A 24,117-nucleotide genomic window follows, 5' to 3' on the forward strand; every position below is an offset into this window, starting at 1 on the left:
GCATCACAAACGGGAATGACAAGTTTCGTCCCGCGGCAGCGCCTCGGAGGGCACATGTCTTTTGAGCAAACGCGCTTCGATAAACCGTCAACATAGGATGAAACCATGACCTTTCGTAACGGCCTTGACTCACTTCTCCGCCCCGAAGATTCCGTCCTCGTCCTGATCGATCATCAGCCTTACCAGCTGGCGAACCTGAACAGCCATGATCCTCAAATGGTGGTCAACAACACGACCGCGCTGGCGAAGCTGGCAAAAGCCTTCAATGTTCCGACCATTCTCACCAGCGTGATCGCGGCGCGCGGTGGACTTCTCTTTAAGCAGATCACCGACGTGTTCCCTGGCCAGGAAGTCATCGATCGCACCTGGGTGAACACCTGGCAGGACGAGAATGTGGTGAACGTCGTCAAGGCGACCGGCCGCAAGCAGCTGATCATCGCCGGCCTGTGGACCGAGGTCTGCGTCGCAATGCCTGTCATCCAGGCCGCCGGCGAAGGCTGGGACGTGACCGTGATCACCGACGCGTCGGGCGGGATTTCGAAGGAGTCTCATGAAGTTGCCATCCAGCGAATGATCGCGGCCGGCGCAAACGTGATGACCGTGATGGCGCTCACTGGCGAATGGCAACGCGATTGGGCCCGCACCGAGCATGCAGAGGAGCTGACCGAGATTCTCATCCAGCACTTCGGCGGCAGCGGCATCGCGTATCTTTGGGAGCAGCAGCTTCTCAACACGCCGGTGCCGAGCACCCAAAGCGGGCACTAAAAACATAACGGGGATGACGGGTTTCTCGATGAACGTGTCGCAAAAGCCCGGACGGTGCATTGTACCTCGTCGTCCCTTTTTCGTGACAGGTCGAAGTATCTGAAGCACCGGCTTGATTGTGCGCATGATGCATTTCCAGGGTCAGTCGCCGGCCTAGACAGACAAATATCCAAGGACCAAAAATGGAATTCGGTATCGACAGTTTTGCAGCCATCCTCCCGGATCCGACCACAGGCAAGCTTCCTTCGGCGACCGAGCGAATGGCCGAACTCATTGAGGAGGTCGTCGTCGCGGACCGCGTCGGGCTCGATGTCTTCGGCATAGGCGAGCATCATCGCGGCGAGTTTCTCGATTCGGCCCCGACCGTCATTCTGGCCGCGGCAGCGGCCCGGACCCGCCGGATCAGATTGACAAGCGCGGTGACCGTTCTGAGCGCCGCTGACCCGGTGCGGGTTTTTCAGGAGTTCGCAACTCTCGATCTGATTTCCAAAGGCCGTGCGGAAGTCGTTGTCGGGCGAGGTTCCTTCGTGGAAGCCTATCCGCTATTCGGTCTGGACACACGCGACTATGACGACCTTTTTGCTGAAAAGCTTGAGCTGTTTCTCAAGCTTGGCGAGGCGACCAATGTTACATGGGAAGGTCGCTTCCGTCCGGCCCTCAAAGGGCAAGGTGTTTTTCCGCGTCCCCATCAACCACAGCTACCATTATGGATCGGGGTCGGCGGCACGCCGCAATCCTTCGCTCGTGCCGGTTCGCTTGGCCTTCCGCTCATGATCGCAATCATCGGCGGGAGCTTCGAGCGCTTCCGTCCGCTTGTCGATCTCTATCGCGAAGCTGGCAGTCGCGCGGGACATAGCCCCGAGACGCTTAAGGTCGGCGTCCACGCGATGGGATTCTTGGGCGAGACCAACGCCGCAGCGAAGGACGCCTTCTTTCCGGGATGGGCGCATCTGACGACGAAGATCGGTCGCGAACGCGGCTGGTCACCGCCGACGCGCCAGCAGTTCGAAGCCATGGCAGGTCCGCAGGGCGCATTCCTGATCGGTGACCCGAAGACGGTCGCAGCCAAGATGCTGCAGGCCAGTGAGACGCTTGGCGGCGTTTCGCGCATCACCTTCCAGATGAGCACAGCCTCTCTCGACACGGCAGCGATGAAGAGATCGATCGAACTTCTCGGCACTGAAGTCGCGCCAATCGTGAGGGCAGCGCGATAGGCATGGACGCCAGGCTGTATTGCAAAGCGGGGAACGCCAATTGGACATCGAGGATCTGCGGACATTTGTCGAAGTTGCCGATGCCGGGGGCGTTTCTCCCGCGGCACGTCGACTGGGGATCTCCAAGTCAATGGTCAGTCGGCGCCTCATCAGGCTTGAGGAAGCGCTCAGTATCCAGCTTCTTGCACGAACGACCCGTGGTGCTGGGCTGACGGAAGCCGGGGGCACGTTTCGAGAACATGCCGCCAGGATTTGTGCCGAGATCGACCTTGCGCGGGAAACGATCTTGCCTGCCGGTGATCTTCGCGGGCGCTTGCGCGTGGCCGTCCCTCTCACATCAGGCCCGCTACATTTCGCGCCCGTGCTTGCAGAGATGGCACGCCACCACCCGCAGCTTCAGATCCATGCCGAGTATGCCGATCGGTTCGTCGATCTGATTGCGGACGGGTTCGATTGCGCGATCCGGGTCGGCGCCCTGCGCAACTCGAACTTGATTGCAAGGCGGGTTGGTCAGATCTACGGCAAGCTGGTGGCGAGCCCGGACTATATCAGGATACATGGTTCACCTGAAAAGCCGGATGAAATCGCCGCTCATCAAGCCCTCGTGGGCGCCGAAACGTGGCGTTTCATGGATGGCGACAAGATCATCACTGTGCAGCCCCAGGGGCGCTTCAGTTCCGACAATGGCGCGGCGCTCGCCAGCGCGGCCGCAGCAGGGCTTGGTATAGCGTGGCTTCCCGATTGCGTTACCCATGAATATCTTGCGTCCGGCGCGCTCGTTCCAGTCATGACCCGTTTTCCGCTACCGGTCGGTGGGGTCTACGTCGTGCGGCCACCCAGCCCGCACCCGGCGCGAAAAGTCCGCATCCTCTCGGAGTTCCTGACCGAAGCATTCGAAAGAAATCCGCATTTGTAGGATCTGCGTGTTGACGCATCGACTGCGCGTTCCGCTTTTTGCGACACAGCTTACCGCGCCGCGCAGCTAGTCGCGGGCGCGCTCACCCGTTAGTCACTTGGGGCCATGCAACGGCTCCTGCACTCTACGCGGGTACGGGATCGTCAGACAGAGAGGAGAAGTGAACGCGCATGAGTTGGAACCCTGCAATCGAACCAGGCTGCCCTGACGAGGTCGGCATCGACGCGATCGAGACGCTCATCGTTCCTCGGGCCCGTGATCTTGGCGGCTTCGAGGTTCGCCGCGCCTTGCCGGCACCGAAGCGGCAGATGGTGGGACCCTTCATCTTCTTCGACCAGGCCGGCCCGGCCGAGCTGTTGACCAGCCAGGGCATCGATGTTCGGCCGCACCCCCATATCGGTCTTGGCACGGTCACCTATCTGTATCGCGGTGACTTTCACCACCGTGACAGTACCGGAGCTGACCAGATCATCCGTCCCGGTGAGTTGAACTGGATGGTCGCAGGGCGAGGTGTTTCCCATTCCGAGCGGACATCCGCAGCCGCGCGGACAGGGCCGAACGGCTTGTTCGGGATCCAGACCTGGCTGGCTTTGCCGGAAGCCCACGAGGACATGGCGCCGATGTTCGAACACCACGGCAAGGAGACGCTGCCGATGATCGAGGACGATGGTGTGTCGGTGAGGCTCATTCTCGGGAACGCCTATGGCAAGTTCGCTCCCGCGACCATGTTTTCCGAGACATTCTATGCCGATGTTAGGCTCGAAGCAGGTGCTCGCCTGCCGATGCCGGACGATCATGAGGACCGGGGCATCTACATTGTCGAAGGCTCGATCTCGATCGCCGGCCGGGAGTTCGAAGCACCCCAGATGATGGTGTTTCGTCCTGGCGACAGGATCACGGTCGCAGCCGGGGAAAGAGGCGCGCGACTGATGATCTTAGGCGGGGCGACACTTTCCGGCCCACGCTACATCTGGTGGAACTTCGTCGCCTCATCCAGGGAGCGTATCGAGGAAGCCAAGGCTGAATGGCGGGCACAGAACTGGGGCGAGGGGCGCTTCGATCTTCCGGTCGACGACCGGGATGAGCACATCCCGCTTCCAGAGTGATGAGGGCGACCTTTCATCGGATGATAAATTGCAGAAGATTGCCCAACCCGTTACCGAGCGCATCGATGTTGCAGATGCCTTATTTTGGCGGGACGGTCGTGATTGATCTCGATGGTTTGAGTACAATGCGGCCAGCCGTAGAGGAAGAGTGGTCCTTGGGTCCGGCGTATAGTCCGCATTCGGCGAAACGGTATGAGCGCCGATGCGCCGCAAAGCTTGAGAGGTTGAGCCCTCGGTTGGCGCGCAGAGGTCATGAGGTGCGCTCGTCCAGTTGATCGTGCTGCAGCGGGAAACCCGGAAAGCGATTTCCCGAATTTTTTACTTTTCTTCTTTCTCGGCCAGAGACACGTTGGTCGACGATGTGTTTGCATGGTCCCCACGTCGGCTTCTGCGACCATTCTCAGCCCCACATGCTGGACAGCGGCGCTGCGGCCAGTTTGTCGCCGAACGGCACCACATCAGTGTTGTCATAGAGGACGACGCCGAAGGCAAAACGATCGCCGCAGGCTTCAGCAAGTGCGCGGAGGCCTCCAAAATCGCCGGCCTTGACCGTGGCGCTCGCCTTGATCTCGATGCCGGCGATCATCCCGTCGTCGCGTTCCAGCACTATGTCCACCTCGCGCATGTCCCGATCCCGGAAATGGTATGGTGTCAGCCATAGATCTGAGGCTGTCATCAGTTTCAGCACTTCAGAGAACACGAAGCTCTCCAGCAGCGCGCCGAATGTTCCGCGATCCGCCTTCACCCGGTCGAAGGTGATGCCGCGTACGCTGGCCAGCAGACCGGAATCGAGGAAATGCAGCTTGGGTGTCTTGACGATGCGCTTCAGTGTATTGGTGAACCAGGGTTGCAGCGTCGTGACCAGGAACACCTGTTCGAGCAGCCCGACATAACGCTGCCCGGTCTTGTGGCTGACGTTGATGCTGCCGCCGAACTGCGAATAGTTGACCAATTGGCCTGCATGCTCGGCCAACAGCCGCACGAACTTTGGCAGCTCGGTCAGCTTTTCCACATCGGCAATGTCCCGCAGATCTCGGGTCAGGATCGAAGTTAGATAAGAACGAGCCCAGTCCCGCCGTCGCCGTTCGCTGTCGCGGCTGATCGCTTCAGGAAATCCGCCGAGCAGGACGAGCTGAACGAAATCATCCCCAATGACCGAACGCCGCGGGTTCTTTAGCCTCCCGTCAAAAAGGCGCTCCAGAAAAGTTGGCGTCCGGCCTTCGATCTCGGCCCGCGCCAGCGGCAGCATTCGAATGGTCTCCATCCGTCCGGCCAGACTGTCCGCAATCCGCGGCAAAGTCAGCACGTTCGCCGATCCGGTAAGCAGAAACCTGCCTGGACGATAGTCCTCATCGACTGTCTTTTTGATCGCCAGCAGCAGGTCTGGTGCGCGCTGAATCTCGTCGATGATGGCTCGATCCAGGCCCCGAATGAAGCCGGCAGGATCGGATTGGGCGGCTTCGAGAACCGTCTGATCGTCGAGGGTGATATAGGTTCGGCCGGCTTCCCCCATCTTTCGGACAAGCGTAGTCTTGCCGGCTCGGCGCGGTCCCACGATGAGGACCACTGGAGTATCCGAAAGGGCTTCCTCCGCTCGCTTCTCTACAAACCTCTCGAACATGCCTTCCCTCGAATCTCGGACGATTGGAACTATCGGTCTCGGCTGATTGGAAGTCAATGTCCCGCCAATTGGAACTTACAAAGTCGCAATCTGGAAGGGGAATGCCTTTTGAACGGCGGTTCGTTGCCGGCGCACCCCTGCGCTGGAGACCCCACCACGCCCCCCCTCAGAATTGGAGCGTGGGTTCGTCGTGAGGGGTTGATGGCTCGAAGAGAGGCTTCTGGCACCTGCTGTGTCCCGATAAAAGCGGAAACCGCATCTGGGTTTCAGTTTGCGCTTAACGCTCGGCTTCTAAGGGAGCGGCAGCGCCCTTGGCCTTTGCGCGGCTACCGCCGCAACTTAGGCCTTGATTAATGATGGGAGGTCCGCAACCAGGCTACAGCACGCCAAAGCGCGCTGTGCTGATCGGACTACGATCCGGAGCAGACGAACCCTGAGCGAGCGATGGAACGGCCTGCTCCCCCGTTTCCTGGACACCGAGATAAGGTGCTTCTTCCCGAAACCGGAGAGCGTGAATCCAAAGACGGAAGTTCAGCTGCGAATAGAAAGCTTGAAGCGGAGAAGTTAATAAGAAGCGCAGCGTCAATCTGAGCATCGTCTTGATCCTCATCTCCTGAATAGCTCGCAGATATCGGCGATGGCGGTCGATGTGGCCGATGAAAAATCCGGGTTCATCGCAATCGGCTGGCCCAGATAGGCCCAATAAAGGAAGGATGCCCGATAGGCCGCCTTTTCGCTTTCCACCCCGGATTCCACCAGCAACCTTGCGATATAGGCCACCCGGTCGGCATCGACGGAGGCAACGACCGCCGCAACTTCGTCACTATCTATGGCCCAGGCACGCACAGCCTTGTCCAGTGATCTTATTGTTCGACCGTTCCCCGGCTCGCCGGCAAATGCACTGCTCACCAACGATCTCAGACGGTCCGGCTCATCGAGATCAGCCTCCAGTTCCCGGATGACCCGCTGCGTTGTCCAGTCTCTCCAATGCTGCAGGAGTTGTGTCCGGAAATCGGCTACGTCCCGAAAATGCCAATAAAAGCTGCCGCGGGAAACGTTCAGCCCCTCCGCCATGGCGCCGATTTTCAGGGCATTGGGGCCGCGCTCGGCAAGGGTGCGCAGGCCATGGTCGATCCAGTCGGACTTCGCAAGACGATCATTCATGGGCCGACCATACACAGATGTATTGACTCTTGGCAACAAGCGTTCCATCTTGACCATACAGATGTGTATGGAGAAGGTTCGAGATGATGGATTTGCATGGCGCAGCCCTGATAGCAGCCGGGGTCATCGGCGGCGGAACAGCGGTGCCTCACGGTATCCTGTTGCAAAGGCTCGTAGTCTCTCGGGTCGACGCATCGCTTACCGCTGCAGCGACACCATCCGCACCAATGCGAAGACTGATACCGCTGCTGCTGCATTTCACCACGTTCAACTGGTTGCTGAGCGGCGTTGCTTTGATCGCGGCTGTCATCTGGTACGGACGTGAGGCGCAACTTGCTGCCAGTTTTTTCGCGGGCAGCTCGTTTCTCTTTGGCGCTCTCGGCGCCTTATGGGGCGTGCGCCGACTTCATCCGGGCTGGGTGCTGATGGCTGTTGCCTTCGCTTTGATCGTCTGGGCAAACATGCCGGCGATCGGTTCTGCCAACTGAATGCCTTCGGACGCAGCCGCCACTCGACGCAATGCAAGCAGATCGAAAGGAGCATTCCGTGCGGCCATTTCCTGTATCCGTCCCCGAAAACTGCGGACAAATCCTGCCGTCCGCCGATTTCGGCGACGCTTTTGCTGTCGACGTGATCGATACGGCGATGAGCGCGCCTCAGGCCGCACAGTTGGCATTCAGTCAGCCGCCGGGCTGGATCGCGAAACTTCTGGCCCTTCGCAATCTCGTCGTCGCTCCTTTTGGGTTGAAGTCCGGCGACGAACTGGACTTGTCGTCCCAGCACAGCGGTCTTCCGGTCTTTTCATCGTCTCCCGAGCGCATCGTTCTTGGCCTTGATGACAGGCACCTCAACTTTCGGCTCATTGTCGACGTGGCAGATTTGAACGACGCCACGCTCCGGGTTACCGCCACGACGCTGGTTCAGCGAAACAACCTGCTCGGCCGCGTTTATCTCGCAGCCGTCCTGCCGTTCCACAAAATCCTCGTTCCCGCACTCCTGTCGCGCCTCATCAGGCCTGTTTGACTGATCGATACGGACGCAACTTCCCGTCTGTTTCGCAAAGCCGAGAGGGAACCATTTTTATGACAGCGCGGACGTGCCCATGTTCACGAACGATATACACCTTGAGCAAGCAAATGAGGTGAAGCATGACGAGCAAACCGATAACAGGGCGGTGTTTTTGCGGAGCGGCCCAGTTCGAAGTATCCAGCGTACCGATCCTCAAACGCGCCTGCTGGTGCAGGGACTGCCAATATCTCTCCTGTGGCAATGCTTCCATCAATGTCGTCTTCGCCAGCGGAGATATTGCCATCAATGGCGAGCTTGCAGAATACGCAAGCGTCGCCGACAGCGGCCAGATTATCCGACGCCGCTTCTGCCCGACCTGCGGAACCCAGATGTTCAGCGAAGCCATGTCTCAGCCGGGCTATATTGTGGTTCGCGTGGGCACACTCGATCAGCCGAACATCGCGGAGCCGACGAGTGTGATCTGGACGGCATCAGCTCCAGACTGGGCCTGGATTAATCCTCATATTCCTCGCTTCGAAAAGCACGTTGAGGCCGTTCCGGAATAGCCTTCTCATGCAGGCTCGTCGCCGCACGTCAGCCCCGTCAAGCATCTGTTCCCTTTTGAGGGGAGGGGAACGGCGAGCGCGAACATCAACGCTGTTCCCCTCAGAGGTAATGCCAGCCGATTGACTTATTCGGCCACGCGCTGCGGAGTGTTCTCGGTTACCGAGATAGCCGGCCGCTCGCGTCCATCAGCCCGTGCTAACGCCCGGCGCACGCCATTGCCGTAATCCAGATGGACCTTGTCAAAATGGGCCAGTTGGCGTTCCTCTATCTCCTCGGGAATGCCTCCCATGGCCGCCGCGATGTTGGAAAACAGGCGCTCCTTTTCGCTTCCATTGAACAGGTTGAACAACGCGCGAGGCTGCGAATAATCGTCATTGCCAACACGGTGGTTATAACGATCGGCATCGCCCGAGATCTTCAGGGGCGGCTCTTTGGCCGAGGATTGCTCGACTGGGCCATTGAAGGAGTTCGGTTCGTAATAGGCGTCTGGATTGCCGGTGCGGATGCCCCCATAGGTGTTCATCTGTCCATCACGGTGATAATGGTGTACCGGGCATCTCGGTTGGTTGACCGGGATGGTCTCAGATACGAGTTAGAGTGCACTCTAAGTCAAGGGCATTTTTTCTATGAAGAATGAAGGGGGACTGCTACCTCCCTTTCCAGCGCCGCCGCGACCGAGGGGCGAACCTCTATCCGCCGCATACAGGCTGCGACTTTCGGCCAGCGGCCGAGGTCGCGATACCCAAGTCCTTCATCCACCCGAGGACCGTGGTAAACATCCGCCACCGTGACGCAGTTGCCCATCAGATAGTCTTGCGCCCGCGAGACCGGTTTCTCGCGCATCTGAAGGCGACCCAGAAAGAGGCGGCGGTTGCACTTGCTGCATTACAAGCCGGCAGCGCGAATTGTCGACCGCTGGCGATCAATTGCCAAGCTACGAGCTACAATCGAGAGGGCATCAAGCCGAACCCGGGCATCCGGGTTTGCGAATGCAGTGTCGAGTGTGTTGGTATATTCATCAAACCTAGACAGTTCCTGGTCGAAAACATCGGCCTGCAGTGGTTCGCCGTAATACGTTTCGGCGACCTCCTGCGCCGCGAGACCCAGTATAAAATAGCCGACGGTGCGATCCGGATCGGCAATGGCGGCTTCCTGCGCGGCGGCAGCAGCGGCGCGATAGGCGCGCACCGCATTGCCCTTCTGGCGGATGATGTCTGTGATCTTGGAGAACATGGGCCCGGTTTCCTTCGCTGGTTGGCTGCCGACCGGCGTTTCGTGAGGGTTGCTGAGGAACTCGTAGAGGATGGATGTGGCGATCTCGAAATCGGCGATCTCCATCGCCTCTTGCGGATTGTGNGGTTGCTGAGGAACTCGTAGAGGATGGATGTGGCGATCTCGAAATCGGCGATCTCCATCGCCTCTTGCGGATTGTGCGACCCGTTGCGGTTGCGGATGAAAATCATGCCGGATGGAATGCCGGCTTCGGAGAACACGGCCGCATCGTGGCCGCCGCCTGAGGGAACGAGCGCGGGTTCGAGGCCTAGCGCTTCCGCCGCACGGGAGAGCTGACCGATCAGCGGTTTGCTGCAGAGCGCGGGGCTGGTCCAATGCGCTTTGCCGAGATCGAAGCGGACATTGCGTTCGCGCTCGATCCGCTCGACATGCCTGCGCACCAGACCATGCATGATTTCGAGCATCTCGCGATCCTGGCTGCGGATGTCGAGACTGAACTCGACGCTATCCGGGATACGGGAAAGGGCATGTTTTTGCTGGTCGGTCGAGACCATGCCGCTTGTCACCACAAGATCGCGGCCTTTGGCGACGAAATCGTGCCAGGTGGCATCGAGGATATGGAGCAGTTCCGCCATCGCGAGTACAGGATCGTGCCGATAGGCGAGCGGAACGGCGCCCGAATGACCCGCCTCACCGAAACAGGCGATCTTCTTGTAGCGGAAATTGCCCCGGATGCCGGAGACGATCGCCGCCGGAAGATTGCGCTCGATCAGCACCGGCCCCTGTTCGATATGGACTTCGAGATAGGCTTTGACGGCATTGTGATCCAGTAGAGGTTTGCCCGTCCGCACATCGGTCATGTCGATGCCGATAGCTTCCATATGGGTGTCGAGCGTTCTGCCGTCCGTTTTGTGGAGGGCGGCAAGTTCCGTTTCGCACAGCGCGCCGAGCAGCGCCTTGGAGCCGATATAACAGGGGCCGAACCAGGCGCTTTCCTCACCGCGCATGGCGATGACCTTGACCGGCTCCGCGAAGCTGACGCCTGCACACTTTGCCCGGATGAGGCATAAAAGTCCGGCGAGCACGCCCGCCAGGCCGTCAAAATTGCCGCCGCGCGGAACGCTGTCGACGTGCGAACCGGTTAGGATGTAGCGCTCAGCATCCTGATGCTCGGGCAGTGAGAACACGACGTTGCGCCCGGCATCCCAATGGGCGGTGAGCCCTTCCGAGCGGGCGAAGTCGATCAGGAATTCGAGCGTCTCCGTTTCGATTGCCGAGAAGGCCGGGCGGCTGATGCCCTCGCCATCGGCGGTGCGCGCAGCGATCTCACTGAACAATTTCGAAGTGACATCGGCGGAACCGGAAAATGCCGGTCTTTCGAGAATGACGGCATTCATCATGCGTACTCCGCAATTGCGATGGCTTCATCGGCGACGTCGACCGTGCCGATCAGCGCGTTGACGGTGGAAAGGCCGCGCTCGGCAAGTTTCCGATCGAGCTCGCGAATGAGGCGCGGCATGGTGGTGGGGCTGATGAATGTGGCGGTGCCGACCTGCACGGCGCGGGCGCCGGCGATCAGGTATTCGAGCACGTCGTCGATCGTGGCGATGCCGCCGCAGCCGATGACCGGAATGGAGACGGCGCGGGCGCATTGATAGGTCATGCGCATCGTAATCGGTTTCAGAGCCGGGCCGGAAAGCCCGCCCATGATATTGCCGAGCCTGACGCGGCCGGTGCTGCTGTCAATCGCCATCGCGAGCATGGTGTTGGCGGTGACCAGCGCATCGGCGCCGGCTTCTTCGGCGGCAAGTGCCACCTCCACCACTTCACCGGTATTGGGTGAGAGCTTGGCCCAGAGCGGCAGACCGGTGGCCGAGCGCATGCGGCGGATTACGTCGGCCGTCGCACCTGGCTTCATGGCGAACGCTTTGCCGTCGTCCTCAATGTTCGGGCAGGAGATGTTGACCTCGATCGCCGCCACGCCCGGCACGCTTACCTCTTCGGCGAAACGGGCAAACTCGTCGGCCGTACTGGCGGAGATGCTGATCACGAGTGGCGCGTCATAGTCCCGGTAGAAGGGCACGGTGTTCTTCAGGAACCATTCGGCACCCTTGCTCGGAATGCCGATCGAATTCAGCATCGCGCCGTTGACCTCGCAGACGCGAGGAACGGGGTTGCCCGCCCGTTTGCCGCGGGTGATCGTCTTCGTCACATGCGCGCCGATGCAATCGAGATCGAAGACTTCGGCCAGCTCCTCCGAGAAGGTGCCGGAAGCAGGCATGATCGGGTTCTTCAGCGTCAGCGCGCCGATCCGGGTGGTGAGGTCCGCCATCACAGCACGTCCTGAAGATCGAAGACCGGTCCTTCGCGGCAGACCCTGAGGTTCACCGCGCCATCATCGCGCCGGAAGGGCCGGACGCAGGCCTGGCACATACCGATGCCGCAGGCCATGTGCTGTTCGAGCGCCACCTGTCCACCGATGCCGTGGCGGGCGCCGATCTCCTGTAGCATACGCAAAAGGCGGGCCGAGCCGCAGGTGAAGAAGGCATCGATGCCGCGGCTGCGAATCAGGCTCTCGATCAGCGGCGTCAGACTCTCGACATCGGAATTTCCTTCCGCATCCGTGACGGTGATGACCTCAGCGCCGAAGGAGCGGAAGAGGTCGGTCGACATCAGGAGATCGGGCGAGCGGGCGCTGGAGATCGCCGTCAGCGGCCGCCCGAGACGGGCGCATTCCAGTGCGAGCGGCGCCAGCGTTGCTAGCCCGACGCCGCGGGCAAGCAGCAGCGACCGGTGCCATGCGGGCCTGATCTCGAACCCTCGTCCAAGCGGACCGACGATATTGAGAACGTCACCGGCTTTGCGGCCTGCCAGTGAGCCCGTGCCTGCGCCCGCGACCTTGTAGAGGAACGCAAGTTCACACTTTGCGCGGTCATAGGAATAGATACTCATCGGCCGGCGCAGATAGGGTTGAAAACGATCGGTCTGCGGGCAGAGCAGGTGGAAGAACTGTCCCGGCTTGCAATCCAGCACCGAACGCGGCACCGAGAGCACAAGCAGGCGATACTGGCCGTTCACCCATTCATGCGCTTTGACCAGGCACTCCACCTCGTGGATGGAAGGGCGCCTGGGAGCGGAGTTGGCAACGGAATCAGGAATGACGCAAGGGCTTGCTGGCATGACAGTGTCCGGAATCAAGAAAAGAATGCCCTTTCGGCGGATTGGCCGCCGGTCGGATCTAAATGTCGGTGAGATGCGACTTCGGGCTTCAGCACATCGCTGAGGCCGTCGCGCGGCCTTCGCGACGATCAGCGTCGGAGAGGGCGGCGGTCGGACGTCATAGGGTGCTCCCTGCGTTCGGGGTCCAAAAACAGAGCCTATGGTGGAAATGCAAAAGCTGTCAAGACGATTCTCAAAAATGAGAATTTTTACTTAAAACTATCTTCGTTGCGATTTTTCCATTTTTTGTTTAAAGAGTCGAAGATTTAACAACAGGATGACGGGAGGAATCACCTTGGACTTCATGAGTTCCACACAGGATGTCGGGCGTCGCCTTCGCGCATTCCGCATGGGGGCGGGGCTTACACCGGAGGAGCTCGCCGCCAAGGCCGGCGTTTCGCGCGCTGCGATCTATCGCTACGAGTCCGGCAAGCCGCCAAAGGTCGACACGCTGGGCAAGATTGCCGATTTGCTCGGCGTCTCGCTGCCGACATTGCTCGGCGTCGGTGTCGAGTACATTGCGTCCGCCGTCAGTTTCTTCGAGCGGATGCGCCAGCTCGAAGAGGATGTCGACCAGATCACTGTGATGTTCGGGCCGATCTCCTATCTGTTGACCACTGACCGTTATGACGAACTGCTGCCGAAGGTTCTCGATGAGAGCATTCCGCAGGACGTTAGCGACCGGAAGACTGCGATCCGGGAGATCGGGGCTCTGATGGATATACTGAAAGCTCGCAAGGAGACGTTCCGTAGGCGCAGCCCGAGTATCGTCAGCCTGGTTTCGGCCGCTGAACTGGAGGAATTCGGCCGGGTGGGGTTCGTCGGCGCCCACAATCACCCGGGCGTCAAATTGCTGGAACGGCAGGCGGCCGCACGTGCCGAAATCGAGAACATCGTGCACATGCTGCGCGAGCAGCCGATCGGGGTGCAGATCGGTGTGGTGATCGATTCCATGCCGGGCGCAAGCTTCCAGATCTTCAAGCGGGCGGACAGGGCGCAGGTTGCGGTCAGCCCCTTCCGGCTCGGTTCGTTCGCCAACATCCGCGTCGGCGTCGCGACCATCACTCCTGCGGCGGACGCGGTTCAACTCTATGGTAGCATCACCGATAAGCTTTGGCGGCGCAGTCTCAAGGGCGACCAAGCCGCCGATTTCATCGAAAAAACTATTCTCAAGAGACGGGCCGCCGCCTGACTGCTATCAGGGCGCGAGACCGCGTCTCAGAAGCAATTTTGATACAAATCTCATCTTTGAGATTTTTGTTGCGCCCATGAAAGTTTTGTGAAAGCTTGGCCTCTTTCCGGGGTCGGACAGGCGGTCGAAGGGGATTTTATCCGCTCGATAACCAATTGCTCCCCCAGCAAGGAAGGGAGTTCTTGGTGGCGCAGTCGGAGCGAATGATCGATATCGCCGGTGTTCACAAGACATTCGTGGCTGACCATGGGACGGTAACGGCGCTGGAGCCGGTCAGCATTACCATCAAGGAAGGCGAGTTCATATCGATCGTCGGGCCGTCCGGCTGTGGCAAGTCCACCCTGCTGCGGCTGATTTCCGGTCTCGACCAGGCGACCGGCGGCTTGATCACGCTTGATGTTTCCGGACGCAAGCGCCCCGTGGGTTTCGTCTTCCAGGAGCCGGTGCTTTTGCCGTGGAAGACCATTATCGACAACGTCCGTTTTCCGCTCGATACTGCCGGCGTCAGCCGCGCCGAGGGGGACAGGGTCGCGCTCGATCTCATCAAGATGGTCGGGCTCGCGGGCTTCGAAAAGGCGCTGCCGCGCCAACTTTCCGGCGGCATGCGCCAGCGCGCGGCGATCGCCCGCGCGCTCTCCGACGACCCGCCAATTCTTCTGATGGACGAACCCTTCTCCGCCGTCGACCTTCTGACCCGAGACAACTTGAACGACGAACTGCTGCGGATCTGGCAGTCGACCGGCAAGACGATCCTGCTCGTCACGCACAGCGTCGATGAAGCCGCCTACCTCGCCGATCGGGTCATGGTGATGACGGCGCGTCCCGGCAAGCTGAAATGCGTCCACAATGTCGAGCTTGCCCGTCCGCGGGGCGAGGAGACCAAGCTTGATCCGGCCTATCACGCGCTTGTTGCTCAGCTTCGGCGGGACCTCCGGACCCCGGGCGGGGAGGGGCATTGATGAACAGGCGGTTTTCCGCGGCGGTCGATTATACGCTGGCGCTCGCCGTGCTCCTGTTCGTCTGGTGGTTCGCCACAGGTCCGATGGCCCTGCCGACCTTTCTTCTGCCTTCTCCGCTTCGGACCTGGAACGCCCTGGTCACCATCGCGCTGACCGGCGAACTCTGGCTGCATCTCGGTTTCACGCTGCAGAATATCATCCTTGGCCTCGTCCTTGGCTGCATCGCCGGCATCGCGCTCGCCTATGTCATGACCCGCTTTCCGAAGCTTGCGGTCTGGCTCGATGGCCCGTTGGTCATCCTGCAGACGGCGCCGAAGATCGCGCTTGCGCCGCTCTTCATCGTCTGGTTCGGCTTCGGCGTGCTCTCCAAGATCATCCTGATCTTTTCGCTGGTCTTCTTTCCCGTCTTCGTCGGCGCGGCCGCCGGTTTTCGGACGCTCGATCCGAAGATGAAGGATCTTTCGAAGCTTCTCGGTCTCGGCGCAGTGCAGCGCTTTCTCCAGATCGAGCTGCCGGCGGCAATGCCGGAGATTTTCGTCGGCCTGAAAATCGGTGCGGTACAGGCGCTGGTCGGCGCGGTTCTGGCGGAGTGGATGTCCGGCAAGGTTGGGCTTGGTTACCTGATGACCTTCGCCTCGGCGACCTATAAGACGCCGCTTCTGTTTGCCGCCGTATTGATGACCGTCGTGCTCGGCCTCGTTCTGCATGTCGCGCTGACCATTCTCGAACGCCGTCTTCTCTCCTGGAAGGGTGCAAAGAATGGCTAAGACCAGCGCTGCCTTTCCCTGGAAAAACGGCCGCCCGCCGCATCTCCCCTGCGGCCCCGGCGACATCGCCGAGAACGTGCTGACACCCGGCGATCCGGATCGCGTCTGGCTGCTCGCCGACATGCTGGAAGACGTCACGGATTTTGGTCGCAAGCGCGAATTCGCCGTCATCACCGGCACATATGAAGGCAAGCGGCTGACGATCTGTTCGACAGGCATCGGCGGTCCGTCGACCGAAATCACACTCGTGGAACTCGCCATGCTTGGCGCCAAACGCGTCGTGAGGATCGGCGGCATGTCCGCGCTCGTCGCGGAATACACGGTCGGCAGCTTCATTGCGGTCGACAAGGCCATCGGCGATACGGGCACCGCTCGAACCTACCGCGCAGCTGGGGGCGAGGCGAAGGCGTCGCCGCAGATAACCCAGGGCCTCATAACCGCAGCGGCCGAGCTCGGCCTCACCTGCCGGCCGGGCATGGTCGCTTCGACCGACAGCTATTACCTCGGCCAGGACCGCCGCTACCGCCCGGCCGACGGCGGCACGGACGTCTCCGGCAATTTCATCGACCGCTTCCAGGCTCAAGGCGCCATCGGCGTCGAGATGGAAAGCGAAATCACTCTGACCGTCGGCGGGGCGATCGGCCTCGAAACCGGCTGCCTACTTGGTGTTCATGGAAATCGTGCCACCGACGATTGGCTCGACGACTATGAGGCAACCCAGCGAAACCTTCTGCGCATTGCAGGAAGGGCATTTTCCTCCACAGAATGGGAACTCAGGAGCCAACCATGATCCAGTTTCGCGTGACAACTGCAGCAAGCCTGCTCGCCTCGCTCACCTCGCCTCTCTTCGCCTCGATCACTGAGGCGGCCGACACGGTCGTGTTGCAAATCGACGGCGCTGCCGCTCCCTTCTATGCGCCGCTCTATGCCGGCGTCGACAAGGGGATCTTCGAGAAGAACGGCATCGAAGTCGAATTCATCTATGCGGCTGCCGCCGATATCCTGACGAATATCGCCGCCGGCAATGTCGACTTCGGTTTCCCGAACGGTGACGCGGTGGTTGCCGCCGCCGCCAACGGCCTGCCGGTCAAGGTCGTCCACACGACCTATCAGCGCGGCATCGGCGCGCTTCTCGCCAAGGCAGACAGGGGCATCAAGGCCTACAAGGACCTGAAGGGAAAGAAGATCGCCGTCACCAGCCTTGCAAGCCCGAACTATCTTCAGCTGCAGGTCGGCTTGAAGCAGGCTGGCCTGAGCCTCGATGACGTCAGCGTCGAAGTCGTCGCAACCGGCGCCATCGTCCAGTCGCTGCAGGCCGGCCAGGTCGATGCAATCGTCTTCTCGGAACTTCGCAAGTACAATCTCGAAGCCGACGGCACGAAGGTCACGATGATCCTGTCGAACGATTTCCTGCCGTCCTTCGGCAACGTCGTCGTAACCAGCGACACGAAGCTCTCGGCAAACCCGGACCTCGTGAAGCGCTTCACGACTGCGGTCACCCAGTCCTATGAATGGGTGATCGACGGACATATCGGCGACGCGCTCGATATCTCGCTCGAAAAATACACGCCCACCTGGCCGAAGGACCAGAAGGGCATCTTGACGACCGCCTTCGAACAGACCTTCGTGCCGTCCGTCTGGCAGAGCGCGCTCACCAAGCAGAAGGGCCTCGGCGCTGCCGACTTCGCCGCCTGGCAGAAGAACGCCGACATCCTTGCGCAGTACAAGGTGATCGATAGCGCTCCCAAGGCGGCCGACTTCGTCGTCGATCCGTCCACCATCGGGAAGTAAGCGCATGATCTTGCGTGGCATAGCGGGTCTGATCGCGACCCTCGTCCTGTGGACGGCGATCGTAGTCATCTTCAACATCCCAACCTTTCTGCTGCCGGGGCCGATTGAGGTTTTTGGCCGTCTCCTATTCCTGTTCGAGAACGCCAAGCTCATCCGGCATATCGGCGTTACGCTCTTGGAGATCGTCGCGGGCTTCGTGATCGGAACGGTGGTCGGCATTCTTGCCGGCGTCGTTTTTGCGCGGCTGCCCCGCGTCGAACGCTTTGCCACGCCGCTCATCCTGCTTCTGCAGACCGCGCCGAAGATCGCGATCGCCCCCCTACTGCTACTGTGGCTGGGGATCGGGCCGACGCCGAAGATCGTGCTGATCGCGATCGTCACCTTCTTCCCCGTGATGGCCGGCATGGTCACCGGCTTGCGTTACGGGGAGGGCAGTTTCCGCGATCTCGCGGCGGTGCTGAAGCTCAGCCCGTGGCAGAGTTTCTGGCATATCGAGCTGCCGTCCGCACTTCCGGCGGTTCTTGCTGGCATGGCGGTTGCCACGACGCTCGCGATGACCGCTGCGGTCATCGGCGAACTGATGGGCGCCAACGAGGGCATTGGTTATCTGTTGTCCTCCGGCCAGGAGAACAGTGATACGGCCGTCGTCATCGGCATGGTCCTGCTGCTATCGCTGATCGGCTGGGCCTTCTATGAGGTTATCGAATTCGTCCGCCGCCGCTCGCTCGGCCGCTTCCAGCTTTCCTGAGCCGGAAACGATGGCGCGCGTCTTCCTCTGCGTTCTCGATTCCGTCGGCTGCGGCGGCGCACCGGATGCGGCGCGTTACGGCGACGAAGGGTCAAATACCCTGCTGCATATCGCCGAGGCTTGCGCCGCCGGTCGCGCGGACGAGGGACGCAGCGGGCTGCTCAAAGTTCCGAACCTCGACGTATTGGGATTGGGCGCTGCGATTCAACTTGCATCGGGCAAACCGGCGCCCGGTCTCGGCGCCGTGCCGACCGGCCGCTGGGGAGCGGCTGAGGAAATCTCCGCCGGCAAGGACACCCAATCCGGCCACTGGGAACTGGCCGGCGTGCCTGTCATCCGCGACTGGCACTATTTTTCGCGTATCATCCCGGCCTTTCCGGCGGACCTGATGGCGGATCTGATCGCCCGCTCGGGTATTGACGGCACGCTCGCCGATTGCCATGCCTCCGGTACGGAGGTGCTCGACCGGTTCGGTGCCGAACACATCGCGACCGGCAGGCCGATCGTTTACACTTCGGCCGACAGCGTCGTGCAGATCGCCGCCCATGAAACCCATTTCGGGCTCGATCGACTGCTTGAAACATGCCGCGTCGCCGCCGACATCTTTCACCCGCTGAATGTCGGCCGGATCATCGCAAGGCCGTTCATCGGTGAGAAGCCGGGGGAGTTCATCCGCACAGCCAATCGCCGGGATTTCGCCATCGCCCCGCCGGACGGCACGATCTGTGACCGGGTCGTCGCGGCAGGCGGTGCCGTTCATGCGGTTGGCAAGATCGGCGATATCTTTGCCTATAAGGGTATCACCGATGTTTCCAAGGGCAAGGACGACATGGCGCTGTTCGATCATGTCCTCGCGGGGTGCGACCGGGCGCGGCCAGGCGACCTCGTCTTCGCGAATTTCATCGAGTTCGACAGTCTCTGGGGCCATCGCCGCGACGTTTCGGGCTATGCCCGCGCGCTCGAAACCTTCGACACTCGCCTGCCGGAACTGACAGGGCGCCTGCGTAGCGATGATCTCTTGATCATCACTGCCGACCATGGCAACGACCCGACCTGGGCGGGCACAGATCACACCCGTGAGCGGGTGCCGGTGCTGGCGACCGGGCCAGGCATAGAACCCGCAGAGCTGGGTATCTGCGGGTTTGATCATGTGGCGGAGATGGTCGCGGCGCATCTCGCGCTGCCTGAGTGCCGGTGAAAATCCGAAGGACTGACTCCGGCGCCACGCGGTGATCCAGTATCTTTTGCTAGGCGACGGGATGCGGAGAGTCGTGGCGCCCCTGCGCGAGCAGCCAGCGCCCAAATTCCCTTGCGAGGGCGTTTTCGACTCGACCGGGTCGGACATAGGTAAATCGCGCGCTCAGAGGCTGGAACCCCCATGGCGCCACAAGCTTTCCGTCGGCGATCTCCGACTGTACGAATGCCCAGGCGGTCACAGCGGCGCCAAGACCCGCCGTGACAGCCTCAATAAGATAGAAGTTACGTTCGAATGCGAGCTCTCGCCGTGCGGTAGGCAGGAGGATACCCTTATCAGAAGCCCATTTTGTCCAACCAGCGGCGAATGTCTCGCTATATAGCCGAGGCAGAAGCAGAAGCTCGGGCAGGCTCTCTTCCACGCTGGCCCATAGCTTTGGACTGAGGACCGGGCCATAGCAATGCTTCAGAAAAGCTTGCGATAGTGTACCGGCATCAGATCTGCCGCTTTCCAGCCGGATCGCCGCATGGACACCTGTCAGTCCGAAATCTGCCGTCGTGCGCTCTCCCACGATCCGGACGTCAGTGCCCGGACGGCTATCGAGGAAATTGGGCAGGCGGGGAATAAGCCACTTCATGGCGAATGTACCAGGACAGGAGATGAGAAGCTGCTGGCAGCTTTCTGCGCCGGGAAGCGAAGCGCCGATTAGGTCGAATGCCGAAGTCAGGGAGGTCGCCAGGCGCTGGCCGCCCTCCGTCAGTACCAAATGGTGTTTGGGACCGCTCAACAGTGAGGTTCCCAAAAACAGCTCCAGCGACTTGATTTGGCGGCTGACTGCACCGTGTGTGACATTGAGTTCATTGGCCGCCTGCGTCATCCGCCCCATTCTTGCGAAGGCTTCAAACGCCAGAAGGCTCTTGAACGGTGGCAAGTTCCGCCTCGTCATGTGCTCTCCACTCACATTGCTTACCTGCTTAATCGATTGCCGAAGGCCCCGGAATCTCATTGTCTAACCGCGTTGAGTGACAGGCAAACCCCGGAGCACCTATGGCGACCTTTGTTGATAAATTCTTTATGCTGGCGGATCAGAGATCGCCGCTTTGTCTCGGTCTGGACCCGTCGTCGGACCTGCTTCACAGCTGGGGTCTCGACGATACTGTCGATGGGCTTCGCCAGTTCTGCGACGTCGTCCTGGAGGCCGCGGGCGACCGCGTCGCGGTGGTCAAACCACAATCCGGCTTCTTCGAGCGGTTTGGTCCAGTGGGAATGACGGTGATGATGGATGTCATCAAGGCCTGGCGGGAGAGAGGTACGCTGTGCCTGATCGATTGCAAGCGCGGCGATGTTGCCACCACCATGGAAGGGTATGCAACGGCGATGCTGGGCCGAGACAGCGCCTTTGGCGGCGACGCAATGACTGTCACGGCCTATCTTGGTTTCAACGCTTTGCGCCCGGTGTTCAAGAGGGCTTTTTCGAGCGATACATCCATTTTTGTCGTCGTGCATTCGTCAAATCCCGAAGGGCGCTTCCTTCAACATGCGCGCCATGAGGATGGCACAGCAGTTGCGGATAGGCTGGCTGATGAAATCACTCGGGCCAACGCTGATTATGGTCAACCTATTGGCCCTATATGCGCCGTGGTAGGGGCCACCATCGACGGCTCGGACACCGGCCTTCTTGACCGCCTCCCGACATCGCTTCTGCTCGCTCCGGGAGTTGGGGTTCAGGGAGCCGCGCTCGCCGAAACGAAGCAGAGGTTTGGCTCCGCCTATCGACGGGCACTTCCCTCGGTCTCTCGTGCCATCCTGCAGAAAGGGCCCGATGTGTCCCGGTTGCGGTCAGAAATCAACCGTTTCCTCGCCGACGCCCGGCATGGCACCCCATAAGCGCGCACGGCCCAGAGGGGACGCCTAGCCGCCGATGCCGAAGGTGGCTCCCCGCGTCGCCCAGCCCGTCATGCGGCTTTCTATGAAGGCGAAGATCATATACATGAGGACGCCCATGAGGGCGATGACGATGAGGCCTGCAAACACAAGCGGGATCCGGAAATTGGCGGACGCCTGGGTCATCAGTGTTCCGATACCCCGGTTGGAGGCGAGCGTTTCCGAGATGACGGATCCGACAAATGCAAGCGTGATCGAGATCTTCAGCGACGCAAACAGGTAAGGCATCGAACGTGGAATGCCGACCTTGCGGACGATATCGAGTTGACTTGCGCCCAGCGAGCGCAAGACGTCGCGCAAGTCTGCCTCGATTGTCGCGAGACCTGTCGCGACGTTTACCGCAATCGGGAAGAAGCTCAGCATGAACGCGGTGATCACGGCGGGTATGGTGCCTATACCGAACCACACTACAAGGATGGGTACGATCGCCACCTTCGGCACAGAGTTGAAGCCGACGAGCAGCGGGTAAAGGCTCGTATAGGCGAGCCTGGATGATCCCACCAGCACGCCGAGAACCGCCCCGAACCCCACCGCGACGGCGAAGCCGATGACCGTCGTCAGCAGCGTCTGGCTCGAATGAAACCAGATGATATAGGCGTTCTCGTAAAGGGCCGCTGCGATCATCGTGGGTGATGGCAGGACGAAAGGCGGGATGTCAAAAGCCTTGCAGCCGACCTCCCACAGGACAAGCAGGATAACCGGCAAAGCCACAGGACCGACACGTTCCAACATGCTCATCATGCCTTTCCTGCTGGTTTTGCGGGTGCGATTTCAATCGGCATTCTTTGCGAGCGGATATCTGAGCGCAGGTCCATGACGCTTTCGTTGAACTCGGGATCCAGGAAGGTCTGCTCGCCTCTCGGCCGGCTGAACGCCGACGTGTTGACCGTCCGAACAATTCGGCCCGGCCTGTTGGACATGACATGGACGCTGTCCGCGAGATAAAGCGCCTCTCTGAGATCGTGCGTCACCAGAATGGCCGTGAAGTGCCGTTCCAGCCAAATCGCCTGCAGCACATCCCACAATTCCTCGCGTGTAAATGCATCGAGCGCACCGAAGGGCTCGTCGAGCATCAGTAGGCGCGGCTGGTGGATCAACGATCGGCAGAGAGATACGCGTTGCTGCATGCCGCCAGAAAGCTGCCACGGATAATGACTTGCGAAACTCTCAAGTCCCACGATCCGCAGAAGATCCATCGCCCGATCAACGAATTCCTGTTTCTTCGCACGGAACTGATGGCGCTCGGGACGAACGACCTCGAGAGGGAGCAGGACGTTTTCCAATGTCGTCCGCCAGGGCAAAAGATTCGGATTCTGAAACGCCATTCCGACGATGCTGACCGGGCCTGAGATTTCGTGCTGATCGACCAGAACGGCGCCGGTGGTGACGGGCATCAAGCCCGTCACCAATTTCATCAGCGAGGATTTCCCGCACCCGGACGGTCCGACCACCGCCGCGAAGGACCCTTCTTTGACCTTCATATTAAGGCCCGATACTGCCGGCGTCTTCCCGTAGGAAAGGCTGACGTCAATCAATTCGACGAGATTCTTCATCCAGGCCGCCAGGAATGTCGTTTCGGAACGATTGCGAGATGCTGGGAAATGCTTACTTGGGCGGCATCCGTTCAGCTGACGGCGGGAGGTATTCGGTCGTGTAGATCTTATCGGCAGCGGGCGCAGCGATTTTGTAGACGTCGCTGTTCGTCTTGATCGTCAACGCCATGCGGGCTGGGTCTACGTAGCCGAGGCCATTCGTTTCGAAGGAAGGGGATTTCAGAACGCCCTTGTCCATCAGGAATTTCAGGCGTGCCGCCTCGAGTTTGACGTCATAGAGTGGCTCGATTTCCTTCATCGCCTGCATGCCGGCTTCCGGGTTTTTCAGGAGAGCGATGGTGCCGGCGATCGAGGCCTTGACGAAACCTTTGATGACGTCCGGGTGCTTGGCGATATAGTCCGGGGTTGCAACCAGCGCGCTGCCGTAAAGGTCGAGCCCATTGTCAGCATAACCGAGCACGGTGATGTCCTCTTCCGGCACGCCAGCCGAAATGAGGTTGAAGACCGACGTCGAGGAGAAGCCAGAGATCGCATCCACCTGGCCCTGCACCAGCATCGTCTCACGCAGGTTCGGCGCCATGGTGACCCAGTTGATCGAGGCCGGGTCGATCTTGTTTGCCTTGGCAAACGCACTGAACATCAGGCGGCTTGAATCGGCTTCCGGAGCGCCGAGCTTCTTGCCTGCAAGATCTGCCGGCGACTTGATGCCGCTCTTGGCAAGAGCAATGATCGAGTTGGGGGTTTTGTCGAACACCTGATAAAACGCAATCAGATGACGATCGGGGTTTTCGGCATTGAACCTGATGAGCGCGTTGATGTCAGTGAACCCGATGTCGTAGGCGCCCGCGGCGACCTTAACGATGGTGTCGCCCGAGCCGTAGCCGCGGTCCATCGTGACGTTCAGCCCATTGGCCTCGAAATCTTTATTTTTAAGTGCCAGGCCCCAGATGGCATGGTTCCCCTGCAAGGTCCAATCCAGCGAGAACTTCACCGGGGTCAAGTTCTGTGCGATACCGGAAACGGCGGAGCTGACCAGTGTCCCTGCGGCAAGCAGGAGTGCTGCAATTGCTTTCATCATCATCACGTTCCCCTTTTTTCGATGTTGCAGAACGATTATCTCAATATTTAGACGCTGTCTATAAAATTTAGACAGCG

Annotated in this window: 24 protein-coding genes and 1 pseudogene; 15 read left to right on the plus strand and 10 right to left on the minus strand. The window is 60.3% G+C overall.

The window, feature by feature from the left end:
• Positions 1–105 precede the first annotated feature (105 nt).
• The 4 genes from BN1800_RS33265 (at position 106) to BN1800_RS33280 (ending at position 4,001) form a co-directional block, all read left to right on the plus strand.
• Positions 106–765: a hydrolase gene (locus BN1800_RS33265; RefSeq protein WP_027509777.1), complete on the plus strand. Its 660-nt coding sequence runs from the start codon at positions 106–108 to the stop codon at positions 763–765.
• A 182-nt stretch (positions 766–947) separates the two neighbouring features.
• Positions 948–1,979 (plus strand): LLM class flavin-dependent oxidoreductase, encoded by a 1,032-nt coding sequence (locus tag BN1800_RS33270; protein ID WP_087004088.1) that lies wholly within the window; start codon positions 948–950, stop codon positions 1,977–1,979.
• Between the two features lie 40 nt (positions 1,980–2,019).
• Positions 2,020–2,895 (plus strand): LysR family transcriptional regulator, encoded by an 876-nt coding sequence (locus tag BN1800_RS33275; RefSeq protein WP_087004091.1) that lies wholly within the window; start codon positions 2,020–2,022, stop codon positions 2,893–2,895.
• A gap of 170 nt (positions 2,896–3,065) precedes the next feature.
• Positions 3,066–4,001, plus strand: a complete 936-nt coding sequence (locus BN1800_RS33280; RefSeq protein ID WP_087004094.1) for a pirin family protein — start codon at positions 3,066–3,068, stop codon at positions 3,999–4,001.
• A 400-nt stretch (positions 4,002–4,401) separates the two neighbouring features.
• Here the strand turns inward: BN1800_RS33280 and BN1800_RS33285 are convergent, their stop codons facing one another.
• Positions 4,402–5,622 carry an ATP-binding protein gene (locus BN1800_RS33285; RefSeq protein WP_087004097.1) on the minus strand — a complete coding sequence of 407 codons (1,221 nt, stop codon included), beginning with the start codon at positions 5,620–5,622 and terminating at the stop codon, positions 4,402–4,404.
• A gap of 606 nt (positions 5,623–6,228) precedes the next feature.
• On the minus strand, positions 6,229–6,786 hold the full coding sequence (locus tag BN1800_RS33295) for a TetR/AcrR family transcriptional regulator (RefSeq protein WP_087004103.1): 558 nt from the start codon (positions 6,784–6,786) through the stop codon (positions 6,229–6,231).
• A gap of 83 nt (positions 6,787–6,869) precedes the next feature.
• On the opposite strand from BN1800_RS33295, the gene BN1800_RS33300 reads away from it, so the two are divergent.
• From BN1800_RS33300 to BN1800_RS33310, 3 genes are all read left to right on the plus strand, one after another.
• A complete protein-coding gene (locus BN1800_RS33300) occupies positions 6,870–7,274 on the plus strand; it encodes a hypothetical protein (RefSeq protein WP_210191305.1) in 405 nt (134 codons plus the stop codon).
• A 58-nt stretch (positions 7,275–7,332) separates the two neighbouring features.
• Complete coding sequence (locus BN1800_RS33305; protein ID WP_244564745.1) at positions 7,333–7,809, plus strand: DUF2867 domain-containing protein; 477 nt, start codon at positions 7,333–7,335, stop codon at positions 7,807–7,809.
• A 125-nt stretch (positions 7,810–7,934) separates the two neighbouring features.
• On the plus strand, positions 7,935–8,360 hold the full coding sequence (locus tag BN1800_RS33310) for a GFA family protein (protein ID WP_087004109.1): 426 nt from the start codon (positions 7,935–7,937) through the stop codon (positions 8,358–8,360).
• Between the two features lie 125 nt (positions 8,361–8,485).
• Here BN1800_RS33310 and BN1800_RS33315 read toward each other — a convergent pair.
• The 4 genes and pseudogenes from BN1800_RS33315 to BN1800_RS33330 all read right to left on the minus strand — a co-directional run.
• Positions 8,486–8,944: pseudogene (locus BN1800_RS33315) on the minus strand (catalase-related domain-containing protein); the annotation flags it as partial.
• Between the two features lie 358 nt (positions 8,945–9,302).
• Entirely contained in the window at positions 9,303–10,994 is a 1,692-nt protein-coding gene (locus BN1800_RS33320) for a hydantoinase/carbamoylase family amidase (protein WP_087004112.1), read from the minus strand.
• Complete coding sequence (locus BN1800_RS33325) at positions 10,991–11,926, minus strand: dihydroorotate dehydrogenase (protein ID WP_087004115.1); 936 nt, start codon at positions 11,924–11,926, stop codon at positions 10,991–10,993. The genes BN1800_RS33320 and BN1800_RS33325 overlap by 4 nt, the downstream gene beginning before the upstream one ends.
• On the minus strand, positions 11,926–12,774 hold the full coding sequence (locus BN1800_RS33330) for a dihydroorotate dehydrogenase electron transfer subunit (protein ID WP_087004118.1): 849 nt from the start codon (positions 12,772–12,774) through the stop codon (positions 11,926–11,928). Before BN1800_RS33330 ends, BN1800_RS33325 begins: the two co-directional genes overlap by 1 nt.
• Positions 12,775–13,117: 343 nt before the next feature.
• On the opposite strand from BN1800_RS33330, the gene BN1800_RS33335 reads away from it, so the two are divergent.
• The 7 genes from BN1800_RS33335 (at position 13,118) to BN1800_RS33365 (ending at position 19,468) form a co-directional block, all read left to right on the plus strand.
• Positions 13,118–14,005: a helix-turn-helix domain-containing protein gene (locus tag BN1800_RS33335; RefSeq protein ID WP_244564746.1), complete on the plus strand. Its 888-nt coding sequence runs from the start codon at positions 13,118–13,120 to the stop codon at positions 14,003–14,005.
• Positions 14,006–14,190: 185 nt separating this feature from the next.
• The gene (locus tag BN1800_RS33340; protein ID WP_210191306.1) at positions 14,191–14,964 is read left to right on the plus strand and encodes an ABC transporter ATP-binding protein; all 774 of its coding nucleotides are present in this window, start codon (positions 14,191–14,193) and stop codon (positions 14,962–14,964) included.
• The gene (locus BN1800_RS33345) at positions 14,964–15,731 is read left to right on the plus strand and encodes an ABC transporter permease (protein WP_087004126.1); all 768 of its coding nucleotides are present in this window, start codon (positions 14,964–14,966) and stop codon (positions 15,729–15,731) included. The genes BN1800_RS33340 and BN1800_RS33345 overlap by 1 nt, the downstream gene beginning before the upstream one ends.
• The gene (locus BN1800_RS33350) at positions 15,724–16,521 is read left to right on the plus strand and encodes a nucleoside phosphorylase (RefSeq protein WP_087004128.1); all 798 of its coding nucleotides are present in this window, start codon (positions 15,724–15,726) and stop codon (positions 16,519–16,521) included. The genes BN1800_RS33345 and BN1800_RS33350 overlap by 8 nt, the downstream gene beginning before the upstream one ends.
• Positions 16,518–17,522, plus strand: coding sequence for an ABC transporter substrate-binding protein (locus BN1800_RS33355; RefSeq protein ID WP_087004131.1), 1,005 nt, complete (start codon positions 16,518–16,520; stop codon positions 17,520–17,522). The genes BN1800_RS33350 and BN1800_RS33355 overlap by 4 nt, the downstream gene beginning before the upstream one ends.
• Positions 17,523–17,526: 4 nt before the next feature.
• On the plus strand, positions 17,527–18,270 hold the full coding sequence (locus BN1800_RS33360; protein WP_087004134.1) for an ABC transporter permease: 744 nt from the start codon (positions 17,527–17,529) through the stop codon (positions 18,268–18,270).
• A gap of 10 nt (positions 18,271–18,280) precedes the next feature.
• Positions 18,281–19,468 carry a phosphopentomutase gene (locus BN1800_RS33365; protein WP_087004137.1) on the plus strand — a complete coding sequence of 396 codons (1,188 nt, stop codon included), beginning with the start codon at positions 18,281–18,283 and terminating at the stop codon, positions 19,466–19,468.
• A gap of 49 nt (positions 19,469–19,517) precedes the next feature.
• On the opposite strand, the gene BN1800_RS33370 is transcribed toward BN1800_RS33365, so the two are convergent.
• Positions 19,518–20,411, minus strand: coding sequence for a LysR substrate-binding domain-containing protein (locus tag BN1800_RS33370; RefSeq protein WP_179213961.1), 894 nt, complete (start codon positions 20,409–20,411; stop codon positions 19,518–19,520).
• 101 nt (positions 20,412–20,512) lie between these two features.
• Here BN1800_RS33370 and pyrF point away from each other — a divergent pair, with 101 nt between their 5' ends.
• Positions 20,513–21,352 carry an orotidine-5'-phosphate decarboxylase gene (pyrF, locus tag BN1800_RS33375; RefSeq protein WP_087004142.1) on the plus strand — a complete coding sequence of 280 codons (840 nt, stop codon included), beginning with the start codon at positions 20,513–20,515 and terminating at the stop codon, positions 21,350–21,352.
• A 24-nt stretch (positions 21,353–21,376) separates the two neighbouring features.
• Here the strand turns inward: pyrF and BN1800_RS33380 are convergent, their stop codons facing one another.
• The 3 genes from BN1800_RS33380 to BN1800_RS33390 are packed head-to-tail and all read right to left on the minus strand — an operon-like array spanning position 21,377 to position 24,043.
• Positions 21,377–22,150 (minus strand): ABC transporter permease, encoded by a 774-nt coding sequence (locus BN1800_RS33380; protein WP_087004145.1) that lies wholly within the window; start codon positions 22,148–22,150, stop codon positions 21,377–21,379.
• A complete protein-coding gene (locus BN1800_RS33385; protein ID WP_087004148.1) occupies positions 22,147–22,962 on the minus strand; it encodes an ABC transporter ATP-binding protein in 816 nt (271 codons plus the stop codon). The genes BN1800_RS33380 and BN1800_RS33385 overlap by 4 nt, the downstream gene beginning before the upstream one ends.
• Positions 22,963–23,014: 52 nt before the next feature.
• Positions 23,015–24,043, minus strand: a complete 1,029-nt coding sequence (locus BN1800_RS33390) for an ABC transporter substrate-binding protein (RefSeq protein ID WP_087004150.1) — start codon at positions 24,041–24,043, stop codon at positions 23,015–23,017.
• Positions 24,044–24,117: the final 74 nt, after the last annotated feature.

This window comes from Rhizobium sullae, assembly GCF_900169785.1.
Taxonomy (GTDB): Bacteria; Pseudomonadota; Alphaproteobacteria; order Rhizobiales; family Rhizobiaceae; genus Rhizobium; species Rhizobium sullae.

What these genes read in the sequence shown, in the direction of transcription:
- BN1800_RS33265 (WP_027509777.1), top strand. Translation starts at nt 106, where the DNA reads ATGACCTTTCGTAACGGCCTTGACTCACTTCTCCGCCCCGAAGATTCC.
- BN1800_RS33270 (WP_087004088.1), top strand. Translation starts at nt 948, where the DNA reads ATGGAATTCGGTATCGACAGTTTTGCAGCCATCCTCCCGGATCCGACC.
- BN1800_RS33280 (WP_087004094.1), top strand. Translation starts at nt 3,066, where the DNA reads ATGAGTTGGAACCCTGCAATCGAACCAGGCTGCCCTGACGAGGTCGGC.
- BN1800_RS33285 (WP_087004097.1), bottom strand. Translation starts at nt 5,622, where the DNA reads ATGTTCGAGAGGTTTGTAGAGAAGCGAGCGGAGGAAGCCCTTTCGGAT.
- BN1800_RS33295 (WP_087004103.1), bottom strand. Translation starts at nt 6,786, where the DNA reads ATGAATGATCGTCTTGCGAAGTCCGACTGGATCGACCATGGCCTGCGC.
- BN1800_RS33300 (WP_210191305.1), top strand. Translation starts at nt 6,870, where the DNA reads ATGATGGATTTGCATGGCGCAGCCCTGATAGCAGCCGGGGTCATCGGC.
- BN1800_RS33310 (WP_087004109.1), top strand. Translation starts at nt 7,935, where the DNA reads ATGACGAGCAAACCGATAACAGGGCGGTGTTTTTGCGGAGCGGCCCAG.
- BN1800_RS33325 (WP_087004115.1), bottom strand. Translation starts at nt 11,926, where the DNA reads ATGGCGGACCTCACCACCCGGATCGGCGCGCTGACGCTGAAGAACCCG.
- BN1800_RS33330 (WP_087004118.1), bottom strand. Translation starts at nt 12,774, where the DNA reads ATGCCAGCAAGCCCTTGCGTCATTCCTGATTCCGTTGCCAACTCCGCT.
- BN1800_RS33335 (WP_244564746.1), top strand. Translation starts at nt 13,118, where the DNA reads ATGAGTTCCACACAGGATGTCGGGCGTCGCCTTCGCGCATTCCGCATG.
- BN1800_RS33345 (WP_087004126.1), top strand. Translation starts at nt 14,964, where the DNA reads ATGAACAGGCGGTTTTCCGCGGCGGTCGATTATACGCTGGCGCTCGCC.
- BN1800_RS33350 (WP_087004128.1), top strand. Translation starts at nt 15,724, where the DNA reads ATGGCTAAGACCAGCGCTGCCTTTCCCTGGAAAAACGGCCGCCCGCCG.
- BN1800_RS33355 (WP_087004131.1), top strand. Translation starts at nt 16,518, where the DNA reads ATGATCCAGTTTCGCGTGACAACTGCAGCAAGCCTGCTCGCCTCGCTC.
- BN1800_RS33360 (WP_087004134.1), top strand. Translation starts at nt 17,527, where the DNA reads ATGATCTTGCGTGGCATAGCGGGTCTGATCGCGACCCTCGTCCTGTGG.
- BN1800_RS33365 (WP_087004137.1), top strand. Translation starts at nt 18,281, where the DNA reads ATGGCGCGCGTCTTCCTCTGCGTTCTCGATTCCGTCGGCTGCGGCGGC.
- BN1800_RS33370 (WP_179213961.1), bottom strand. Translation starts at nt 20,411, where the DNA reads ATGACGAGGCGGAACTTGCCACCGTTCAAGAGCCTTCTGGCGTTTGAA.
- pyrF (WP_087004142.1), top strand. Translation starts at nt 20,513, where the DNA reads ATGGCGACCTTTGTTGATAAATTCTTTATGCTGGCGGATCAGAGATCG.
- BN1800_RS33380 (WP_087004145.1), bottom strand. Translation starts at nt 22,150, where the DNA reads ATGATGAGCATGTTGGAACGTGTCGGTCCTGTGGCTTTGCCGGTTATC.
- BN1800_RS33385 (WP_087004148.1), bottom strand. Translation starts at nt 22,962, where the DNA reads ATGAAGAATCTCGTCGAATTGATTGACGTCAGCCTTTCCTACGGGAAG.
- BN1800_RS33390 (WP_087004150.1), bottom strand. Translation starts at nt 24,043, where the DNA reads ATGATGATGAAAGCAATTGCAGCACTCCTGCTTGCCGCAGGGACACTG.